This window comes from Daejeonella sp. (genome assembly GCF_044348475.1).
Taxonomy (GTDB): domain Bacteria; phylum Bacteroidota; class Bacteroidia; order Sphingobacteriales; family Sphingobacteriaceae; genus Daejeonella.
In genome coordinates this window covers 1-15,955 of sequence record NZ_JBIKSU010000048.1, presented here as the reverse complement: position 1 = coordinate 15,955, position 15,955 = coordinate 1, and the positions used below count along the sequence as shown (strand labels likewise).

Here is a 15,955-nt window from a genome sequence, read left to right as displayed (position 1 = left end):
ATTTCTGCTCCATTTTTTGTATACTTTTGTTATTATGAGTTTAGAAAAGGATCAGGAATACAATAAAACCAATAAAAACACTTTTTCTGTTGAGCGAAGGAACAAACTAAGCAACATGGCTAGTGGGCTAGGTAAACTTCCACCTCAAGCATTAGATCTTGAAGAAGCTGTACTTGGTGCTTTAATGCTTGAAAAAGATGCCCTTTCTGCTGTTATTGACATCTTAAAACCTGATGTGTTTTACAAAGATAGTCATCAAAAAATTTTTGAAGCCATTCAGATTCTTTTCCAAAAATCATCTCCTATTGACATACTAACAGTAACTGCCCAATTACGTCAACAGGGCGAACTGGAAATGATTGGTGGAGCATATTATATTACTGAATTAACAAACCGTGTTGCCTCTGCAGCAAATATTGAATACCATGCCCGAATTATTTCTCAAAAATTTATTCAGCGTGAACTAATTCGAATCTCTACCGAAATAATTACCAATGCCTATGAGGATACTACTGACATTTTTGATCTGCTAGATCATGCAGAAAAGAACCTTTTTGACATTGCCCAAAATAATCTTCGAAGAGATTCCCGAAAAATGGATGAGATTATTCGTGAATCATTAGAGAATTTAGAAAAAATTAAAGATAAAGTAGATGGATTGACAGGTGTAGCATCCGGATTTACTGCTCTTGACAGAATTACCTCAGGATGGCAGCCCTCAGATCTTGTGATTATTGCGGCAAGACCTGCCATGGGAAAAACTGCATTTGTACTAAGTTGTGCAAGAAATGCGGCGGTACAATTCAATAAACCTGTCGTGTTTTTTTCTTTAGAGATGTCATCTGTACAACTTGTTAATCGTTTGATTTCAGGTGAAACAGAAATAGAACAAGAAAAAATAAGAAAAGGTCATCTGGCAGAATGGGAATGGCAGCAGCTTCATTCCAAGATAGGCAAACTAACTGAGGCTCCCTTATTTATTGACGATACCCCAGCCTTAAACATATTTGAATTCAGAGCTAAGTGCAGGCGTTTAAAAGCGCAATACGATATTCAAATGATCATTATCGATTACCTTCAGCTCATGCACGGAAAAAGTGATGGCAAAAGTGGTAATCGTGAACAAGAAATAGGTAGTATATCGAGAGCATTAAAATCAGTTGCCAAAGAACTAAATGTACCCGTTATAGCACTTTCACAATTAAGCCGTGCAGTAGAAAATCGTCCTGGTGGCAGTAAAAAGCCAATGCTCTCTGATCTAAGGGAATCTGGTTCTATTGAACAAGATGCAGATATGGTTTTATTCTTATATCGTCCTGAATATTATGGTCTTACAGAGGATGAAAATGGCCGGTCTACTATTGGAATAGGTGAAGTAATAATTGCTAAGCACAGAAACGGTGAAACTGGTACAGTTCCACTTCGATTTATCGGAAAATTTGTAAAATTTGTTGACCTTGAAGAAGATTTCAGTAGCCCTTCAGGAAATAATCCAAATCCATTTGCTGGTATTTCACCTTCACAAGACTTTGAAAAACCTAATAACTTCATTATTCGACCATCCAGAATGGACGATATAGATGAGGAGCCACCCTTTTAATTCTTGATAAAATAATTGTGCGTTTATCTTAAATAAACAGCCCAAGTAAAACACCCGCTAGAATTAATAATGGTGTTTTGATCTTGGTAAAAACCAATACTAAAAAAGTTATACTAATCAAACCGATTGAAAAGAAGTTTATTCCTACTGGCTGCAATAACAATAGAAATGCAGCACCCATAAAACCTACAGAAACTGCATTAATACCTGAAAGAGAATTTTTAATCCGGGTTATCTTTTTCAAATCATTCCAGAAAGGAACAATAAAAAGAATGAGGATTAGCCCTGGCAAATTGATGCCCAAAACTGCAATCATACTACCCATTATTTGCCCATATATATTAAATCCTGCATTTTTCAGTGTCATACCTCCAACAAATGAGGTAAATGAAAAGGTTGGCCCCGGTAAAGCCTGTTGAAAGGCGTATCCTGATAAAAACTGATCAGAACTAAGATATCCCTTCATCTCCACAAATTCGGTATACATAAAAGGAATAAGTACCTGTCCCCCACCAAATATCATGATACCATTCCTGTAAAAATTTTCGAATAAACGAATGGGTAAACTAAAAGGAGATGTACGATTTATAAGTGCACCTAAACCCGCAAAAAGCAATAATACACCTAAAAAATAGCCTATTTTGCGAGGGTTAATATTAGAAAAAAGCTTAAATCTTAGGTTATTTTCCTCAATTGCTGTTTCAACAGTTGATGAAACAATCCCACCTATAAGTATTAATATTGGGAAAGCATAGGCATTTCTAAGAAGCAAAGTGGCAAATAGAGATCCAGCAGCAAGCCATATTGATGTCGATGATTTTAAAATTGTGCCAGCAAATGAGAAGGCTGCATAAGCTACAATTCCAACTGCAATAGGCTGAATAAACTCCAAAATAGCATCAAATTTCTCCTTCTGACCTAATACAGTATAGCTTAGTACTGCCAAAGACATCAGTGCCGTTGAAGGTAAAATCCAAATAAAAAACGCAGTTATTGCCATTGGTAAACCACCTACTTTATATGCAATACCAACTAGCGTTTGGGTTGAAGATGGACCCGGAAGAATCTGAGTTAAAGCATTCAGCTCTAATAATTCAGTTTCAGAAATATACTTACGTTTATTGACGAAGTTTTTAAGCATCATGCCTACATGGGCTTGTGCACCGCCAAATGCAGTAAGGGTAAACCAAATTACATCATAAAGAAAAATAAGTTGGCGTTTACTCCACATCGTATTTAATCGTCTTCATAATCTAAACCGGAGGCTGAATTGAAAACGGTCTGTAATTCAGAGTAAGCATGATTATCACCAGCTTTTCTTGCTATTTCCATTCCCCTTTGATAAACAAATATAGCTTCAGATTTTCTGTCAAGCCGCTCAAATAATTTACCTGCGTGGTAGTAAGTTCCAACGTAATCAGGATGTTTGTTTAAAAGATCTTCAAAATAAAAAAGAGCCTTATTTAAATCATTCTGACTCAAATATTCGGTTGCCAGCGCATATTTCAAAAAAGGATCATCAGGTTCGTTATTTAGAAAATCCAAGAGCTTTTGTAAACGTATATGATGCATTATATTTTATCTTTTTTAAGTAGATTTGTAAAAAGAGAAATCTATATGAAAATATTAGTTTGTGTCAGTAATGTCCCCGATACAACAGCAAAAATAACGTTTAACAGCGATAATACACAATTCAATACTGCAGGTGTTCAATTTATATTAAACCCCTATGATGAAATTGCTTTAGCAAGAGCTATTGAATTAGCTGAAGGAGGTCAAGGCACAGTAACTGTTATTCATGTTGGAGAAATCAGTTCTGAACCAACGATTCGAAAAGCCCTTGCACTTGGTGCAGATGATGCTGTTCGAATTAACGCATCAGCCAGAGATTCTTATTTTGTATCTGCTCAAATTGCAAATTATGCAAAAGATAATGGCTTTGATATCATTCTTACTGGTCGTGAATCAATTGATTATAATGGCTCACAGATGGCTGCCATGCTAGGTGAATTTCTAGATATACCTTCCATTTCAATCATCAAAAAACTTGATGTTGAAGCTAATCGGGCAACTATTGTTCGTGAAATAGAAGGCGGAAAAGAACATTTAACTGTAAGTTTTCCTTTCGTAGCTAGTTGCGCTGAAGGTGTAGCTGAACCTAAAATACCAAATATGCGTGGAATAATGTCTGCCAGGACTAAACCGCTTGAAGTTGTAGAAGCAATTGAGATTGCTCAATTAATTACTTTCAAATCGTATAGTGTACCGGCTCCAAGAGGTTCAGTAACTCTGCTTTCGCAGGATGATCCCGAAAAACTGATTGAGCTCTTGCATACAGAAGCAAAAGTAATTTAAATACAATTCAAAAATTCATATCCCTTTTTAGGGCTTAACTCATAAATATGTCAGTTTTAGTATATGTTGAAAATGCAGATGGCAAGTTTAAAAAATCTACTTTCGAAGTAGTTTCATACGCCGCAGCTATTGCTGAACTTTTAAAAACAGAATTAATTGCTATTTCTATTGGCAATGTAAATCAGGATGATTTAAGCAACCTAGGTAAATATGGAGCAATAAAGGTTTTAAATGTAAGCACAGAAAAATTAAAAACCTTTGTAAACCAGGCATATGCATCTGTAATTGCAGATGCAGCAACAAAAGAATCAGCAACTGTTGTTGTTTTAGCCAACTCTTTTACAGGCAAAGGTCTTTCACCACGTATTGCAGTAAAACTAAAAGCAGGCCTTGTAGACGCTGCAGTTGAACTTCCAAAAACTGATAATAACATATTTTCAGTTAAAAAAACTGCATTTTCTGGAAAAGCATTTGCCACAGTTGAATTAAAATCTGCTATAAGCATAATTGCTTTAAGTCCTAACTCGTATCAGCTTAAAGAAGGTGGATTATCAGCTAAAGTTGAAGATTTTAAACCTGAATTCAAGGAATCAGATTTTAGAACTATGGTTTCTGAAATAGTTAGGGCAAGTGATAAAATAGCTTTACCTGATGCTGAACTAGTTGTTTCTGCTGGTCGGGGCATGAAAGGGCCTGAAAACTGGGCCATGATCGAGGAACTTGCTCAGGTACTCGGAGCAGCTACTGCTTGTTCTAAACCGGTTTCTGATGCAGGTTGGCGACCACATGAAGAACATGTTGGACAGACCGGGATTGCTGTTAGTCCAAACTTATATATTGCTATTGGCATTTCAGGAGCAATTCAGCATCTTGCAGGAGTAAGTTCTTCAAAAACAATAGTAGTTATCAATAAAGACCCGGAAGCACCATTTTTTAAAGTAGCTGATTATGGAATTGTAGGTGATGCTTTTGAAATTTTACCTAAGCTGATTAACGCTATTAAGGCATATAAAGCTCATTCTTGATTTTTTTGAATTTATTGATTTCATAACCCAATAGGCTTATTTTATGAAAAAAATTAAACTAGATATTGTAGGCTTATCCTATAGTCAAACTCAGTCAGGGGCATATGCATTAGTTCTAGGTGAGCTAAATGGGCGAAGAAGATTGCCAATTATAATAGGAAGTTTTGAAGCACAGGCAATTGCGATTGAAATTGAAAAAATGACTCCTAGCAGGCCTCTTACCCATGATTTATTCAAATCATTAGCTGGAAATTATAATATAAATATTCAAGAAATAATCATTTACAACCTAGTTGAAGGCATATTTTATGCCAAATTGATTTGTTCGGATGGTAAAAAAACAAATGAAATTGATGCAAGAACTTCTGATGCTATTGCCTTAGCCGTACGGTTTGAATGCCCTATTTATACCTATGAATTTATCTTAGCATCTGCTGGAATTGTCATAGAAGGCAATGAATTTGTTTTTCTTGAAAATATTGAGCCAGCAACTGAAGAAAAAGCAGTTAATACAACATTAAATTACAGTTCTCTTTCTGAAGAGGAACTGAAAATCAAATTAAAGGATGCACTTGCAGACGAAGCTTATGAGAAAGCTGCAAATATTCGCGATGAACTATCAAGGCGAAAATCTTCATGAATTTAATTCTAAAAGTTTTATTTCTAATTCTTATTCCTAAATTTCACAATTAATCTATTATTAATCTGTATGGAGAGATTTACCGGCCTGATTGGCATAGTATTAATTTTTGGTATCGCCTTTTTAATGTCTAATAACAGAAAAGCGATTAACTATAGGCTGGTATTATCAGGCATAGCAATTCAGTTATCTCTTGCTGTCTTTATTTTAAAAATACCATTAGGAAAGACAATTTTTTCATGGATTGGAGATGCGGTTACTAAAATCTTAAACTTTTCTCAGAAAGGAGCTGAATTTGTTTTTGGCCCATTAGTTAATTCGGAGAATATGGGAAAAGCATTTGGTAGCGGAAACGAATTTATTTTTTTCTTTAATATTATTCCAACAATAATTTTTGTTGCGGTTTTGGTGAGCGTTGCCTATTATCTCGGAATCATGCAGCGCCTAGTAAAATTTATCGCAATGATAGTTTACAAATTAATGGGCGTTTCAGGCTCTGAAGCTTTATCAAACGTTGCCAGTGCCTTTGTAGGACAGGTAGAAGCTCAGATAATGATAAAGCCCTATTTAAAAGGAATGACCATGTCTGAACTATTAGCTTCTATGACCGGCAGTATGGCCTGTATTGCAGGAGGTGTAATGGCGGTATATATTGCCATGGGTGTTCAGGCAGAATATCTGATTGCTGCGAGTCTGATGGCTGCGCCAGCTGCACTGGTAATTTCCAAAATAGTTTGGCCAGAAACTGAAATATCAGAAACAAAAGGAACGGTTTCATTAGAGATTAAAAAAACCAATGCCAATCTGGTTGATGCTATTTCGCATGGTGCAAGTGATGGATTAAAGGTTGGGTTAAATGTAGTGGCTATGTTGATTGGCTTTATTGCCATTATTGCACTGGTAGACTTTGTACTAGGAAAGATTGGATTAGGATTAAGTAGTCTTGGAATGTCGCTTTCATTTATTGGAATTAACCTTCAAACGCTTAGTTTAAATCAAATACTTGGAACTGTTTTTTCAGTATTTGCATATGCCATGGGGGTTCCGGGAAAGGATATTCAGGTAGCAGGATCTTTGATGGGAACAAAAATGGTAATCAATGAGTTTGTAGCCTATCTTGACCTGGCAAAAATCAAAGAAACATTAGATCCAAAAACAATTCTGATAACCAGTTTCGCATTATGCGGATTCGCAAATTTTAGTTCTATAGCAATACAAGTTGGCGGAATAGGTGAATTATCTCCAGAAAGAAGAACTGATCTTGCCAAACTAGGAATGAGAGCATTAATTTGCGGCACACTTGCCTCCTACCTGTCTGCAACGATAGCAGGTATTTTGATGTAGCATTAAATTAACCTGAGTTCTTTAAAAACTATTCAAAGTTTTATATCTAAACACATAGATTGACCTGCAATAAGTTTAAAGGAAACATAGATTGTAAAACGCATAGTTTGAAGCGAAACTCCAATGCCACCTTTGTCTAAAATAAAGTTTGGAGGGTGTATAATACTATGTGTCTATGTGGTTTCAAATACTATGTCGAATTCACATTTAATAAATCTGAACACTTCTGTTCAAAAAAAAACTCCTGTGGATATAGTCCAAGGAGTTCTTCTATAATTTTAGTAGCGAATTAACGCTTCTTTATATCTACATAAGTTCGAACCGTTTCGCCTGTATATATCTGTCTTGGCCTTCCAATTGGTTCTTTGTTTTCGTGCATTTCTTTCCACTGGGCAATCCACCCAGGTAAACGACCAAGGGCAAATAAAACGGTAAACATATCGGTTGGAAATCCCAAAGCACGATAAATAATTCCTGAGTAGAAATCAACGTTTGGATAAAGCTTACGTTCTACAAAGTATGGATCATTAAGTGCTGCCTCCTCAAGTTTCTTAGCAATTTCTAATACAGGGTCATTAATACCTAATTTCTCAAGGATATCATCACAAGCCTTTTTAATGATTTTAGCTCGCGGATCAAAATTCTTATAAACACGATGACCAAATCCCATCAATCGGAAGCCATCGTTTTTATCTTTTGCTTTATTAATCCATTTATCGGTATCACCGCCATCATTCTTAATTTGCTCTAGCATCTCTATAACTGCCTGATTAGCACCACCATGCAATGGGCCCCATAAAGCCGAAATACCTGCTGAAATAGAAGCGTATAAATTACATTCTGATGATCCAACAATACGAACCGTAGAGGTTGAGCAATTCTGTTCATGATCTGCATGAAGTATAAATAATACATTCATAGCTTTAACAATAACAGGGTCAATTTCTATTAGTTCAGTACGCTGACCAAAAGTCATGTTTAAGAAATTACTAACGTAATCAAGATTATTCTGAGGATAAATTATTGGATGACCTAAAGATTTCTTGTATATCCAAGAAACAACAGTAGTCATTTTGGCAAGAAGTTTTATAATTGTTAAATTTTGTTCTTCTGCAGTTTGTTTAGAATTTAAAGATTCAGGGTAGAATGATGATAATGAGCAAATCAGCGAAGATAATTGCCCCATTGGATGCGATTTTGATGGAAAACCATCAAAAAATTTCTTCATGTCTTCATGAATCAGCGTATGTCTAGAAATATCAGACTGAAAAGCATTTAACTGAGTTTGATTGGGAAGATTTCCATAAATCAATAGATAAGCAACTTCAATAAAAGTTGATTTCTCAGCCAATTCTTCGATACCGTAACCTCTATATTTTAAAATCCCTTCTTCACCATCTAAATAAGTGATTGCACTTTTAGTTGCTCCTGTGTTTTTATATCCAGAATCAAGAGTTATGTATCCGCTTGCATCGCGTAATTTTGAAATATCGATGGCCTTTTCGCCTTCAGTACCTGTAATTATTGGTAGTTCGTAAGTTTTTTCTCCTATTATTAAGGATGCTGATTCTGACATAATAATTTGAAATATAATAGACAAAACTAATAAATAAGCTCAATTTCGGCTAATTTTTTAACAAGGAATTGCAATATTTTTGTTAAAAAATTTAAATCAAATCATTTTATATCAAAATTGACTAGATGTATCAGTAAATACAAGCCAGAATTTTATCTATCGAGTAATTAATAGTTTGATAAAAGACAAATTATTTTTTAGAAATAGTTTCTTTTACTTCCCCACAATTAAGCATTTCATCGCCATAATAAGGATTTCTTATTTCAGTTTCTGATGCCAACCAATAGCCTCCCTCACCATCATTGGCCATAGGGCAATATTGAACAAACATGCTTCCTGAAGCAATTTCTGCTTTTTTAAACATCGTAATCAATTCTACACTAAGAGTAGTGAAAATAGTTCTTTGTTTAGATAAAGAAACCTCTGAAGCCATTTCATAGGCCAGTTTAGTGCTATTTTCAGAACCTGAAATTTTAACAAGTGTACCAGAAAGTTCTTTTGCAGCACTCTGAGCCTGAGTTGAATCAGATAAAACAAGTACATTTTTTAAATGTAAATATTGATCGTAGGCAAGATCAGAGTTAACATCTTTCAGTTCAATAGGCACAGTTACTGCTACAGAAGTTGAATCTGTTGCTATAACTTCTGTGGGTTTTTGAGTTTGAGTACAAGAGGTATAGGCAGTAATTAAAAAGAAAGCCGATGCAACTAATTTAATTTTATACATGGTAAAAATTTAGGTTTTCAAATATCATGAATTTCAAGCAATGAATTGAATTAAAAGATGAATATAAATGGCAAGATTAGCGAAAGATCAATACTATTTATTAGTTTTCAAATACAAATCCTCCACTTTTTTACGAGCCCAATCTGTTTTCCTTAAAAATTTCAAACTAGAACTGACACTTGGGCTATCGATAAAACAATTTATCTTGATCAATGTGCCTAATTTTTCCCAACCATAAAATTCAACTAGATTAACAAGTATCATTTCTAAAGTTTTACCATGCAAAGGATCATTACTCATAATGTATGAATTAAAATTAGTACAAATGTAGGAAGCTGTCCTGGATTTTATCGCTAAATCGATATTTAAATAGATTTAAGGCAGCTAATTTTAATAGATTTGTGTTCTATCTGTACAAACCAATGAATATGAATTATAAATTAGGTGAATTTGTTCGTTTTGTAAATGAACGAAGAGAAGGTTTTATTACGCGGATAATTGATGAAAACACGATTGCTGTCACAGATGATGACGGATTTGAAATTCCAGTATTAGCAAGTCAGGTTACACGGGTACATGGAAAAAGTGATTTCACAGCTTTAGAGGCAATTGAAGATTCAACCCTAAAACGCCCTGATCAATTCATCTCAAATGGGATATTTATTGGTATTACTGATGACAAGCGGGTTGGTTCAGTGGTACATTTCAATCTTATTAATGCAAGCTCATTCCAAATATTATTCACTTTAAACACAGAAAGAAACCAAGAATTTAACGGCGAATGCTCGGGGCAAGTCAATCCTGGAGCAATGGTTCACTTATATTCAGCCTCATTAAATGAACTCGACCTATGGCCCAAATTTAATTTGCAGGTTTTATTGCATACTTCCGGTAAACATGAAATAAAAAAGCCTATCCTGTTTTCAGAAAAATTCAAAGCCAAAGATTTTTCAGGAACCAAAAAGCATGATGCAATACTAGGTAAAGAAGCCTGGATGATACAAATTGATTCTGAAGTTCCGCTAATTGATCCACAAAAATTAAAAGAGAGCTTTTTTAGACCATCTTCCGAAAAAATTGAGATTCCTAATCCAGGAAAAGAAGTAGATCTGCACATAGAAAAAATACGTGATGACCATCAATTTTTAAAAAATTCTGAAATCCTGGATATTCAATTAAACCATTTCAAAAAGAATCTTGATGCAGCGATAGTTCATAAACTTCAGTCTATAATTTTTATACATGGCACCGGTAACGGTACACTTAGAAATGAAATACATAAGATTATTTCTAAACACCCACAGGTAAAAACATTTATGGATGCACATAAAGAAAAATTTGGTTACGGCGCTACTGAGATTGTACTGAAATAGTATTAATAATTATTTTCATACCACCTTATAGAGCTTTTCAGCGTTTAAATCAATTTTATTACCTTTGTAAAATGTTAAGGATACTGAGATATTTCAGAATTACCTAAAACTTTTCTGCTAATTCAAAAACGATCCGACCTTCCGATACTATGATGCTCCATCCTGAAATTGAAAAAAGAAAAACATTTGCTATTATAAGTCACCCAGATGCTGGAAAGACAACACTAACAGAAAAATTTCTTCTGTTTGGTGGTGCAATTAATACCGCGGGTACTGTCAAGAGAAATAAGGCAAATCAAAGCAGCACTTCAGATTTTATGGAAATTGAGAAACAGAGAGGAATTTCTGTTGCTACCTCAGTAATGGGTTTTGAGTATAATGGAAAAAGAATTAATATACTGGATACTCCCGGACATAAAGACTTTGCCGAAGACACCTACAGAACATTATCAGCTGTTGACAGTGTTATTCTGGTAGTTGATAGCGTAAAAGGTGTAGAGGAGCAAACACAAAAACTGATGGATGTATGCCGCATGAGGAATACACCAGTAATTATTTTTGTAAATAAGCTTGATCGAGAAGGAAAAGACACATTTGACCTACTTGATGAGCTTGAAAATAATTTGAATATCAGCGTTTGTCCGCTATCATGGCCAATTGGTCAGGGCCATAACTTTAAAGGTGTTTATAATATATTCGATAAACAGTTGAATCTGTTTAAACCAGATAAATCAAAAATTTCTGAGCCTGTTATTCAGGTTAATGACCTTGATGATCCGCTTTTAACAAAGTTTCTGCAACCTAAAGAGCTGAAAACTCTTCAGGATGACCTTGAATTAGTGGATGGTGTTTATGGAAAGCTTGACAATGATCTTTACCTTGAAGGCCTTCTTGCCCCTGTGTTTTTTGGAAGTGCTATCAACAACTTTGGTATAAGAGAATTACTTGATACGTTTGTTTCTATTGCTCCAAGTCCAAAAAACAGGGAAGCTAATGAGCGCATGGTTTTGGCAAATGAGAAGAATTTTACAGGTTTTGTATTTAAAATACATGCCAATCTAGATCCAAACCACCGTGATAGAATTGCATTTCTTAGAATATGTTCAGGAAAATTTGAACGTAATAAATTTTACTATCATACTCGATCGGATAAAAAGCTTAAGTTCTCTAACCCTGTTGACTTCATGGCCAATGAAAAAAGTTTGGTCGAAGAGGCCTGGCCGGGTGATGTAGTAGGATTATATGATAGCGGAAATTTCAAAATTGGTGATACCTTAACTGAAGGTGAAGAATTACAATTTAAAGGAATTCCCAGCTTCTCTCCTGAGATATTCAAAGAAGTTGAAAATAGAGATCCTTTAAAATCAAAACAGTTAGAGAAGGGCCTCCAACAGCTAACCGAAGAAGGTGTAGCACAGCTTTTTGTACAACAACCGGGTAATAGAAAAATAATTGGTACTGTTGGTGAACTTCAATATGAGGTAATCGTATTCCGTCTGCAGCATGAATATGGAGCAAAATGTGCTTTTAGGCCATTAACATTCAGAAAATCAAGTTGGCTAACCTCAAAGGATAAGAAAAATATAAATGAAATAATACAACGCAGGCATCATCATATAGCAACTGATAAAGATGGAAATCCTGTATTTCTTGCCGATAACGATTGGACTCTAAACCTTGCTAAACGTGATTTTCCCGAGGTTGAATTCCATGGTACTTCCGAGTTTAATAGGCATAAGGATAAAGCCTTAAATAACTCTATGGATTAAAGAAATGCTGGGTTGTAGTTTTAGTATATCCTCCTCTATAATTCAGGCAATAGATTTATAAAGGCTTAACAGTAAGAGTAGAATAATTAGCCATTAATAAAATATACAACGATTCTGCCATAAACGTCAAAAATAAGCCTGAGCACATAATTACCCTATTGTTAAACTTGATTTAATTCCTTGATATTTTGTCAAACGATACGTTTAGGGTGTCAAATTGACATAATTTTCTTTTGGAATAAGTATTGAGATAATAGCCCAGATAACCAAACAAATTAATAAGATGCAAGAAAAAGGAACCATTTCGATTCACACCGAGAACATTTTTCCAATCATTAAGAAATTTTTATACTCTGATAACGAGATCTTCCTCAGAGAGCTAGTTGCAAATGCAGTGGATGCTACTCAAAAAATCAAACGCCTATCCTCACTTGGTGAATACAATGGAGACCTCGGCGAGTTAAAAGTTTCCGTTTCGTTCGACGAAAAGAAAAAAACGATCACCATTTCTGACAATGGTTTAGGAATGACTGCTGAAGAAATTAAAAAATACATTAATCAGATTGCCTTTTCTGGTGCCACTGAATTTGTAGAGAAGTTTAAGGATGCAAAAGACGCCAATGAGATCATTGGGAAGTTTGGCCTTGGCTTTTATTCTGCCTTTATGGTTGCAGACCAGGTTGAAATACAAACATTATCTTTCCAGGAAGGTGCTGAGCCAGCACGTTGGATATGTGACGGAAGTACAGAATTTGAAATAAGCACTGGAACGCGTAGCACAAGAGGATCTGATATCATCCTTCATGTAAATAAAGAATCAAAAGAGTTCCTTAATAAAGCTAAGCTTGGAGACATTCTTGAAAAATATTGCAAATTCTTACCAGTTCCGGTTCAATTTGGATCAAAATCTGAGCAACAAGAAGATGGTACAGATAAAGAAGGTAAACCTAAGTACAAATCAATAGAAGTTGATAATATCATCAATAATACAAGTCCTATTTGGACAAAATCACCTTCTGAATTAAAAGACGACGATTATCTTGCCTTTTACAAAGAATTATATCCTTTCTCTGAAGATCCTCTGTTCTGGATACATTTGAATGTTGACTACCCTTTCAACCTGACGGGTGTTTTGTATTTTCCTAAGGTTAAAAATGAGTTTGAAATTCAAAGAAATAAGATCAAATTATTTTCTAGACAAGTATTTATTACCGATGAAGTAAAAGATGTTGTTCCTGAATTCTTAATGCTTTTGCATGGCGTGATTGATTCACCTGATATCCCGCTAAACGTATCAAGAAGCTTTTTACAGGCCGATAGTGCGGTAAAAAAGATCAATAGCTATATCACCAAAAAAGTTGCAGATAAACTTGCCTCTCTTTTCAAAAATGATCGTAAAGCTTATGAAGAAAAATGGAGCGATATTGGTTTATTTGTAAAATATGGAATGATCAGCGAAGAGAAATTCTATGATAAGGGTAAAGATTTCGTTTTACTTAATAATACAAAAAGTGAGTATTTCACTCTTGATGAGTATAAAGAAAAAGTAAAATCAATTCAAACTGATAAAGACGATTCATTAGTTTACCTCTATGCTACTGATGCTGATAAACAAGATACATTCATACAATCAGCCAATAAAAAGGGATATGATGTTTTACTGATGAACTCTCCTATTGATACTCATTTCATTAGCCAGCTGGAGCAAAAACTTGAAAAAACATCTTTAAAACGTGTTGATGCTGATGTAGCTGATAAAATAATCAGTAAAGAAGATACCACTGTACACGTGCTAAATGATGATGAAAAAGTCAAAGTAAAATCAATCTTTGAGAAAGCTATCATAAAACCGAATATGCGTGTAGAAGTTGAAAGCCTTAACCCTGATGAGCTTCCAGTGATCGTAACCATGGATGAATTCATGCGAAGAATGAAGGATATGTCTAAAATGGGCGGTGGAATGGGCTTTTATGGAAATCTTCCTGATAACTATAACGTAGCAATAAACGGTAATCATAAACTGATTGGAAAAATTTTGCAAAGCAGTGATGAAACTGAACAATTACAACTTGCAAAACAAGCATTTGATTTGGCACTTCTTTCGCAGGGAATGCTTACCGGTGCTGAATTAACAGAATTTGTTAACAGAAGCGTTAGCCTGATCTAATCAAATTATTTTCAATAAAGATAAATACCCTTCCAGTTTTGGGAGGGTATTTTTTGTATATGCCAAAATGAAATTCATTTTAAAACTAATATTCAAACTCTAAATATTAATTTAGAGCCATGAATCTGCTTGATAAACTCCTTGAAAATTATCAATCGTTTGAAGAAATTCAGATAAAAGACCGATTTTTCAAACATAACCTGATAGGTGAATTGTTAGATTCAATCAGTAATAAGGAGGGTTTCAGTATTGAAGAGGCTGGACTTTCAACCATGGGTCGTTCAATCCATTTGATCAAATGGGGAAATGGACCTTGCAAAGTGTTTTTGTGGAGTCAGATGCATGGTAATGAAGCTACAGCCACGATGGCATTAATTGATCTCCTAAATTTTTTATCGCAAAATAGACTCTATAAAGAAATCATAGATTCACTAGATAAAAACTGTACACTGTATATTTTACCAATGCTTAATCCTGACGGTGCTGAAATTTTTACCAGAAGAAACGCAATGGAAATTGATATTAACCGCGACTTCCATAAGCAACAAAGTCCTGAAGGTAGATTATTGCGCAAATTAAGAGATGTTATTCATCCTCATTTTGGTTTTAATTTACACGATCAGAGTACTTTATGGTCTGCAGGCAAATCTGGTAAGCCCGCAACAATATCCTTGCTGGCGCCTGCATATGATAAAGAACTAAGTATCAATTCTGTACGTCAAAAAGCAATGCAGGTTATTGCATTAATGAATGCAGCGTTACAAAAAAATATACCTGGTTGTGTTGGTCGATTTAACGATGAATATGAACCACGCGCTTTTGGAGATAATTTTCAGGCAGCCGGAACAAGTACCATCCTGATTGAAGCTGGAGGTTTTTACAATGATCCAGAGAAACAGTATATCCGTAAAATGTATTTTAAAGCAATTCTTGCCGGATTAGTAAGTATTGCGAACGAATCATACCTCAATGTTGAGGATAAAGAATATTTTATAATTCCAGAGAATAAAAAACTACATTTTGATCTATTATTAAGAAATTGTAAGCTTCAAAGAAATGGAATTCCTTACCTAACAGACATAGGTTTAGTTGCTGTTGAAAAGATCAATGATGACTTAAATTCAGTAAGTATTACCTATGTGATGAATGAATTGGGCGATTTATCTCAATACTTTAGCTATCAAGAATTCAATTGTGAATTATATAGTATCACTGAAATAAAAAATCTAAAGATTGATGAACCCGCAGATTTAATTGTACATGATGGAAAGCAGCAAGTAATTTCAATTAAGAATGGGGTTTTAACTAATTAGATATGAGTAGTGAGTATTGAGTAGTGAGTATTGAGTAGTGAGTATTGAGTAGTGAGTATTGAGTAT

14 protein-coding genes are annotated in these 15,955 nt (G+C 34.6%); 9 read left to right on the top strand and 5 right to left on the bottom strand.

Annotated features, from left to right (window positions below; translation table 11 throughout):
* Positions 1-34 precede the first annotated feature (34 nt).
* Entirely contained in the window at positions 35-1,600 is a 1,566-nt protein-coding gene (dnaB, locus tag ACIQZ6_RS09285; RefSeq protein WP_395810408.1) for a replicative DNA helicase, read from the top strand.
* A 28-nt stretch (positions 1,601-1,628) separates the two neighbouring features.
* On the opposite strand, the gene chrA is transcribed toward dnaB, so the two are convergent.
* Both chrA and ACIQZ6_RS09275 read right to left on the bottom strand, forming a co-directional pair.
* Complete coding sequence (gene chrA / locus ACIQZ6_RS09280; protein WP_395810404.1) at positions 1,629-2,831, bottom strand: chromate efflux transporter; 1,203 nt, start codon at positions 2,829-2,831, stop codon at positions 1,629-1,631.
* 5 nt (positions 2,832-2,836) lie between these two features.
* Entirely contained in the window at positions 2,837-3,172 is a 336-nt protein-coding gene (locus ACIQZ6_RS09275) for a tetratricopeptide repeat protein (protein WP_395810402.1), read from the bottom strand.
* 45 nt (positions 3,173-3,217) lie between these two features.
* On the opposite strand from ACIQZ6_RS09275, the gene ACIQZ6_RS09270 reads away from it, so the two are divergent.
* The 4 genes from ACIQZ6_RS09270 (at position 3,218) to ACIQZ6_RS09255 (ending at position 6,964) form a co-directional block, all read left to right on the top strand.
* Complete coding sequence (locus tag ACIQZ6_RS09270; RefSeq protein ID WP_395810400.1) at positions 3,218-3,955, top strand: electron transfer flavoprotein subunit beta/FixA family protein; 738 nt, start codon at positions 3,218-3,220, stop codon at positions 3,953-3,955.
* Positions 3,956-4,002: 47 nt separating this feature from the next.
* A complete protein-coding gene (locus ACIQZ6_RS09265) occupies positions 4,003-4,980 on the top strand; it encodes an electron transfer flavoprotein subunit alpha/FixB family protein (RefSeq protein ID WP_395810398.1) in 978 nt (325 codons plus the stop codon).
* Positions 4,981-5,023: 43 nt separating this feature from the next.
* Positions 5,024-5,620, top strand: a complete 597-nt coding sequence (locus ACIQZ6_RS09260; protein ID WP_395810396.1) for a bifunctional nuclease domain-containing protein — start codon at positions 5,024-5,026, stop codon at positions 5,618-5,620.
* 69 nt (positions 5,621-5,689) lie between these two features.
* Positions 5,690-6,964 (top strand): NupC/NupG family nucleoside CNT transporter, encoded by a 1,275-nt coding sequence (locus ACIQZ6_RS09255; RefSeq protein ID WP_395810394.1) that lies wholly within the window; start codon positions 5,690-5,692, stop codon positions 6,962-6,964.
* A gap of 289 nt (positions 6,965-7,253) precedes the next feature.
* On the opposite strand, the gene ACIQZ6_RS09250 is transcribed toward ACIQZ6_RS09255, so the two are convergent.
* The 3 genes from ACIQZ6_RS09250 to ACIQZ6_RS09240 all read right to left on the bottom strand — a co-directional run bounded on the left by ACIQZ6_RS09250 (position 7,254) and on the right by ACIQZ6_RS09240 (position 9,567).
* On the bottom strand, positions 7,254-8,540 hold the full coding sequence (locus ACIQZ6_RS09250; RefSeq protein ID WP_395810392.1) for a citrate synthase: 1,287 nt from the start codon (positions 8,538-8,540) through the stop codon (positions 7,254-7,256).
* 190 nt (positions 8,541-8,730) lie between these two features.
* A complete protein-coding gene (locus tag ACIQZ6_RS09245; RefSeq protein ID WP_395810390.1) occupies positions 8,731-9,267 on the bottom strand; it encodes a DUF3347 domain-containing protein in 537 nt (178 codons plus the stop codon).
* 93 nt (positions 9,268-9,360) lie between these two features.
* Positions 9,361-9,567: a VF530 family DNA-binding protein gene (locus ACIQZ6_RS09240; RefSeq protein WP_395810388.1), complete on the bottom strand. Its 207-nt coding sequence runs from the start codon at positions 9,565-9,567 to the stop codon at positions 9,361-9,363.
* Between the two features lie 128 nt (positions 9,568-9,695).
* Here ACIQZ6_RS09240 and ACIQZ6_RS09235 point away from each other — a divergent pair, with 128 nt between their 5' ends.
* The 4 genes from ACIQZ6_RS09235 to ACIQZ6_RS09220 all read left to right on the top strand — a co-directional run bounded on the left by ACIQZ6_RS09235 (position 9,696) and on the right by ACIQZ6_RS09220 (position 15,889).
* Complete coding sequence (locus ACIQZ6_RS09235; RefSeq protein ID WP_395810386.1) at positions 9,696-10,640, top strand: Smr/MutS family protein; 945 nt, start codon at positions 9,696-9,698, stop codon at positions 10,638-10,640.
* Positions 10,641-10,792: 152 nt separating this feature from the next.
* A complete protein-coding gene (locus ACIQZ6_RS09230) occupies positions 10,793-12,409 on the top strand; it encodes a peptide chain release factor 3 (protein ID WP_395810406.1) in 1,617 nt (538 codons plus the stop codon).
* A 283-nt stretch (positions 12,410-12,692) separates the two neighbouring features.
* Positions 12,693-14,576: a molecular chaperone HtpG gene (gene htpG, locus ACIQZ6_RS09225; protein ID WP_395810384.1), complete on the top strand. Its 1,884-nt coding sequence runs from the start codon at positions 12,693-12,695 to the stop codon at positions 14,574-14,576.
* A 119-nt stretch (positions 14,577-14,695) separates the two neighbouring features.
* Positions 14,696-15,889 (top strand): M14 metallopeptidase family protein, encoded by a 1,194-nt coding sequence (locus tag ACIQZ6_RS09220; RefSeq protein WP_395810382.1) that lies wholly within the window; start codon positions 14,696-14,698, stop codon positions 15,887-15,889.
* Positions 15,890-15,955: the final 66 nt, after the last annotated feature.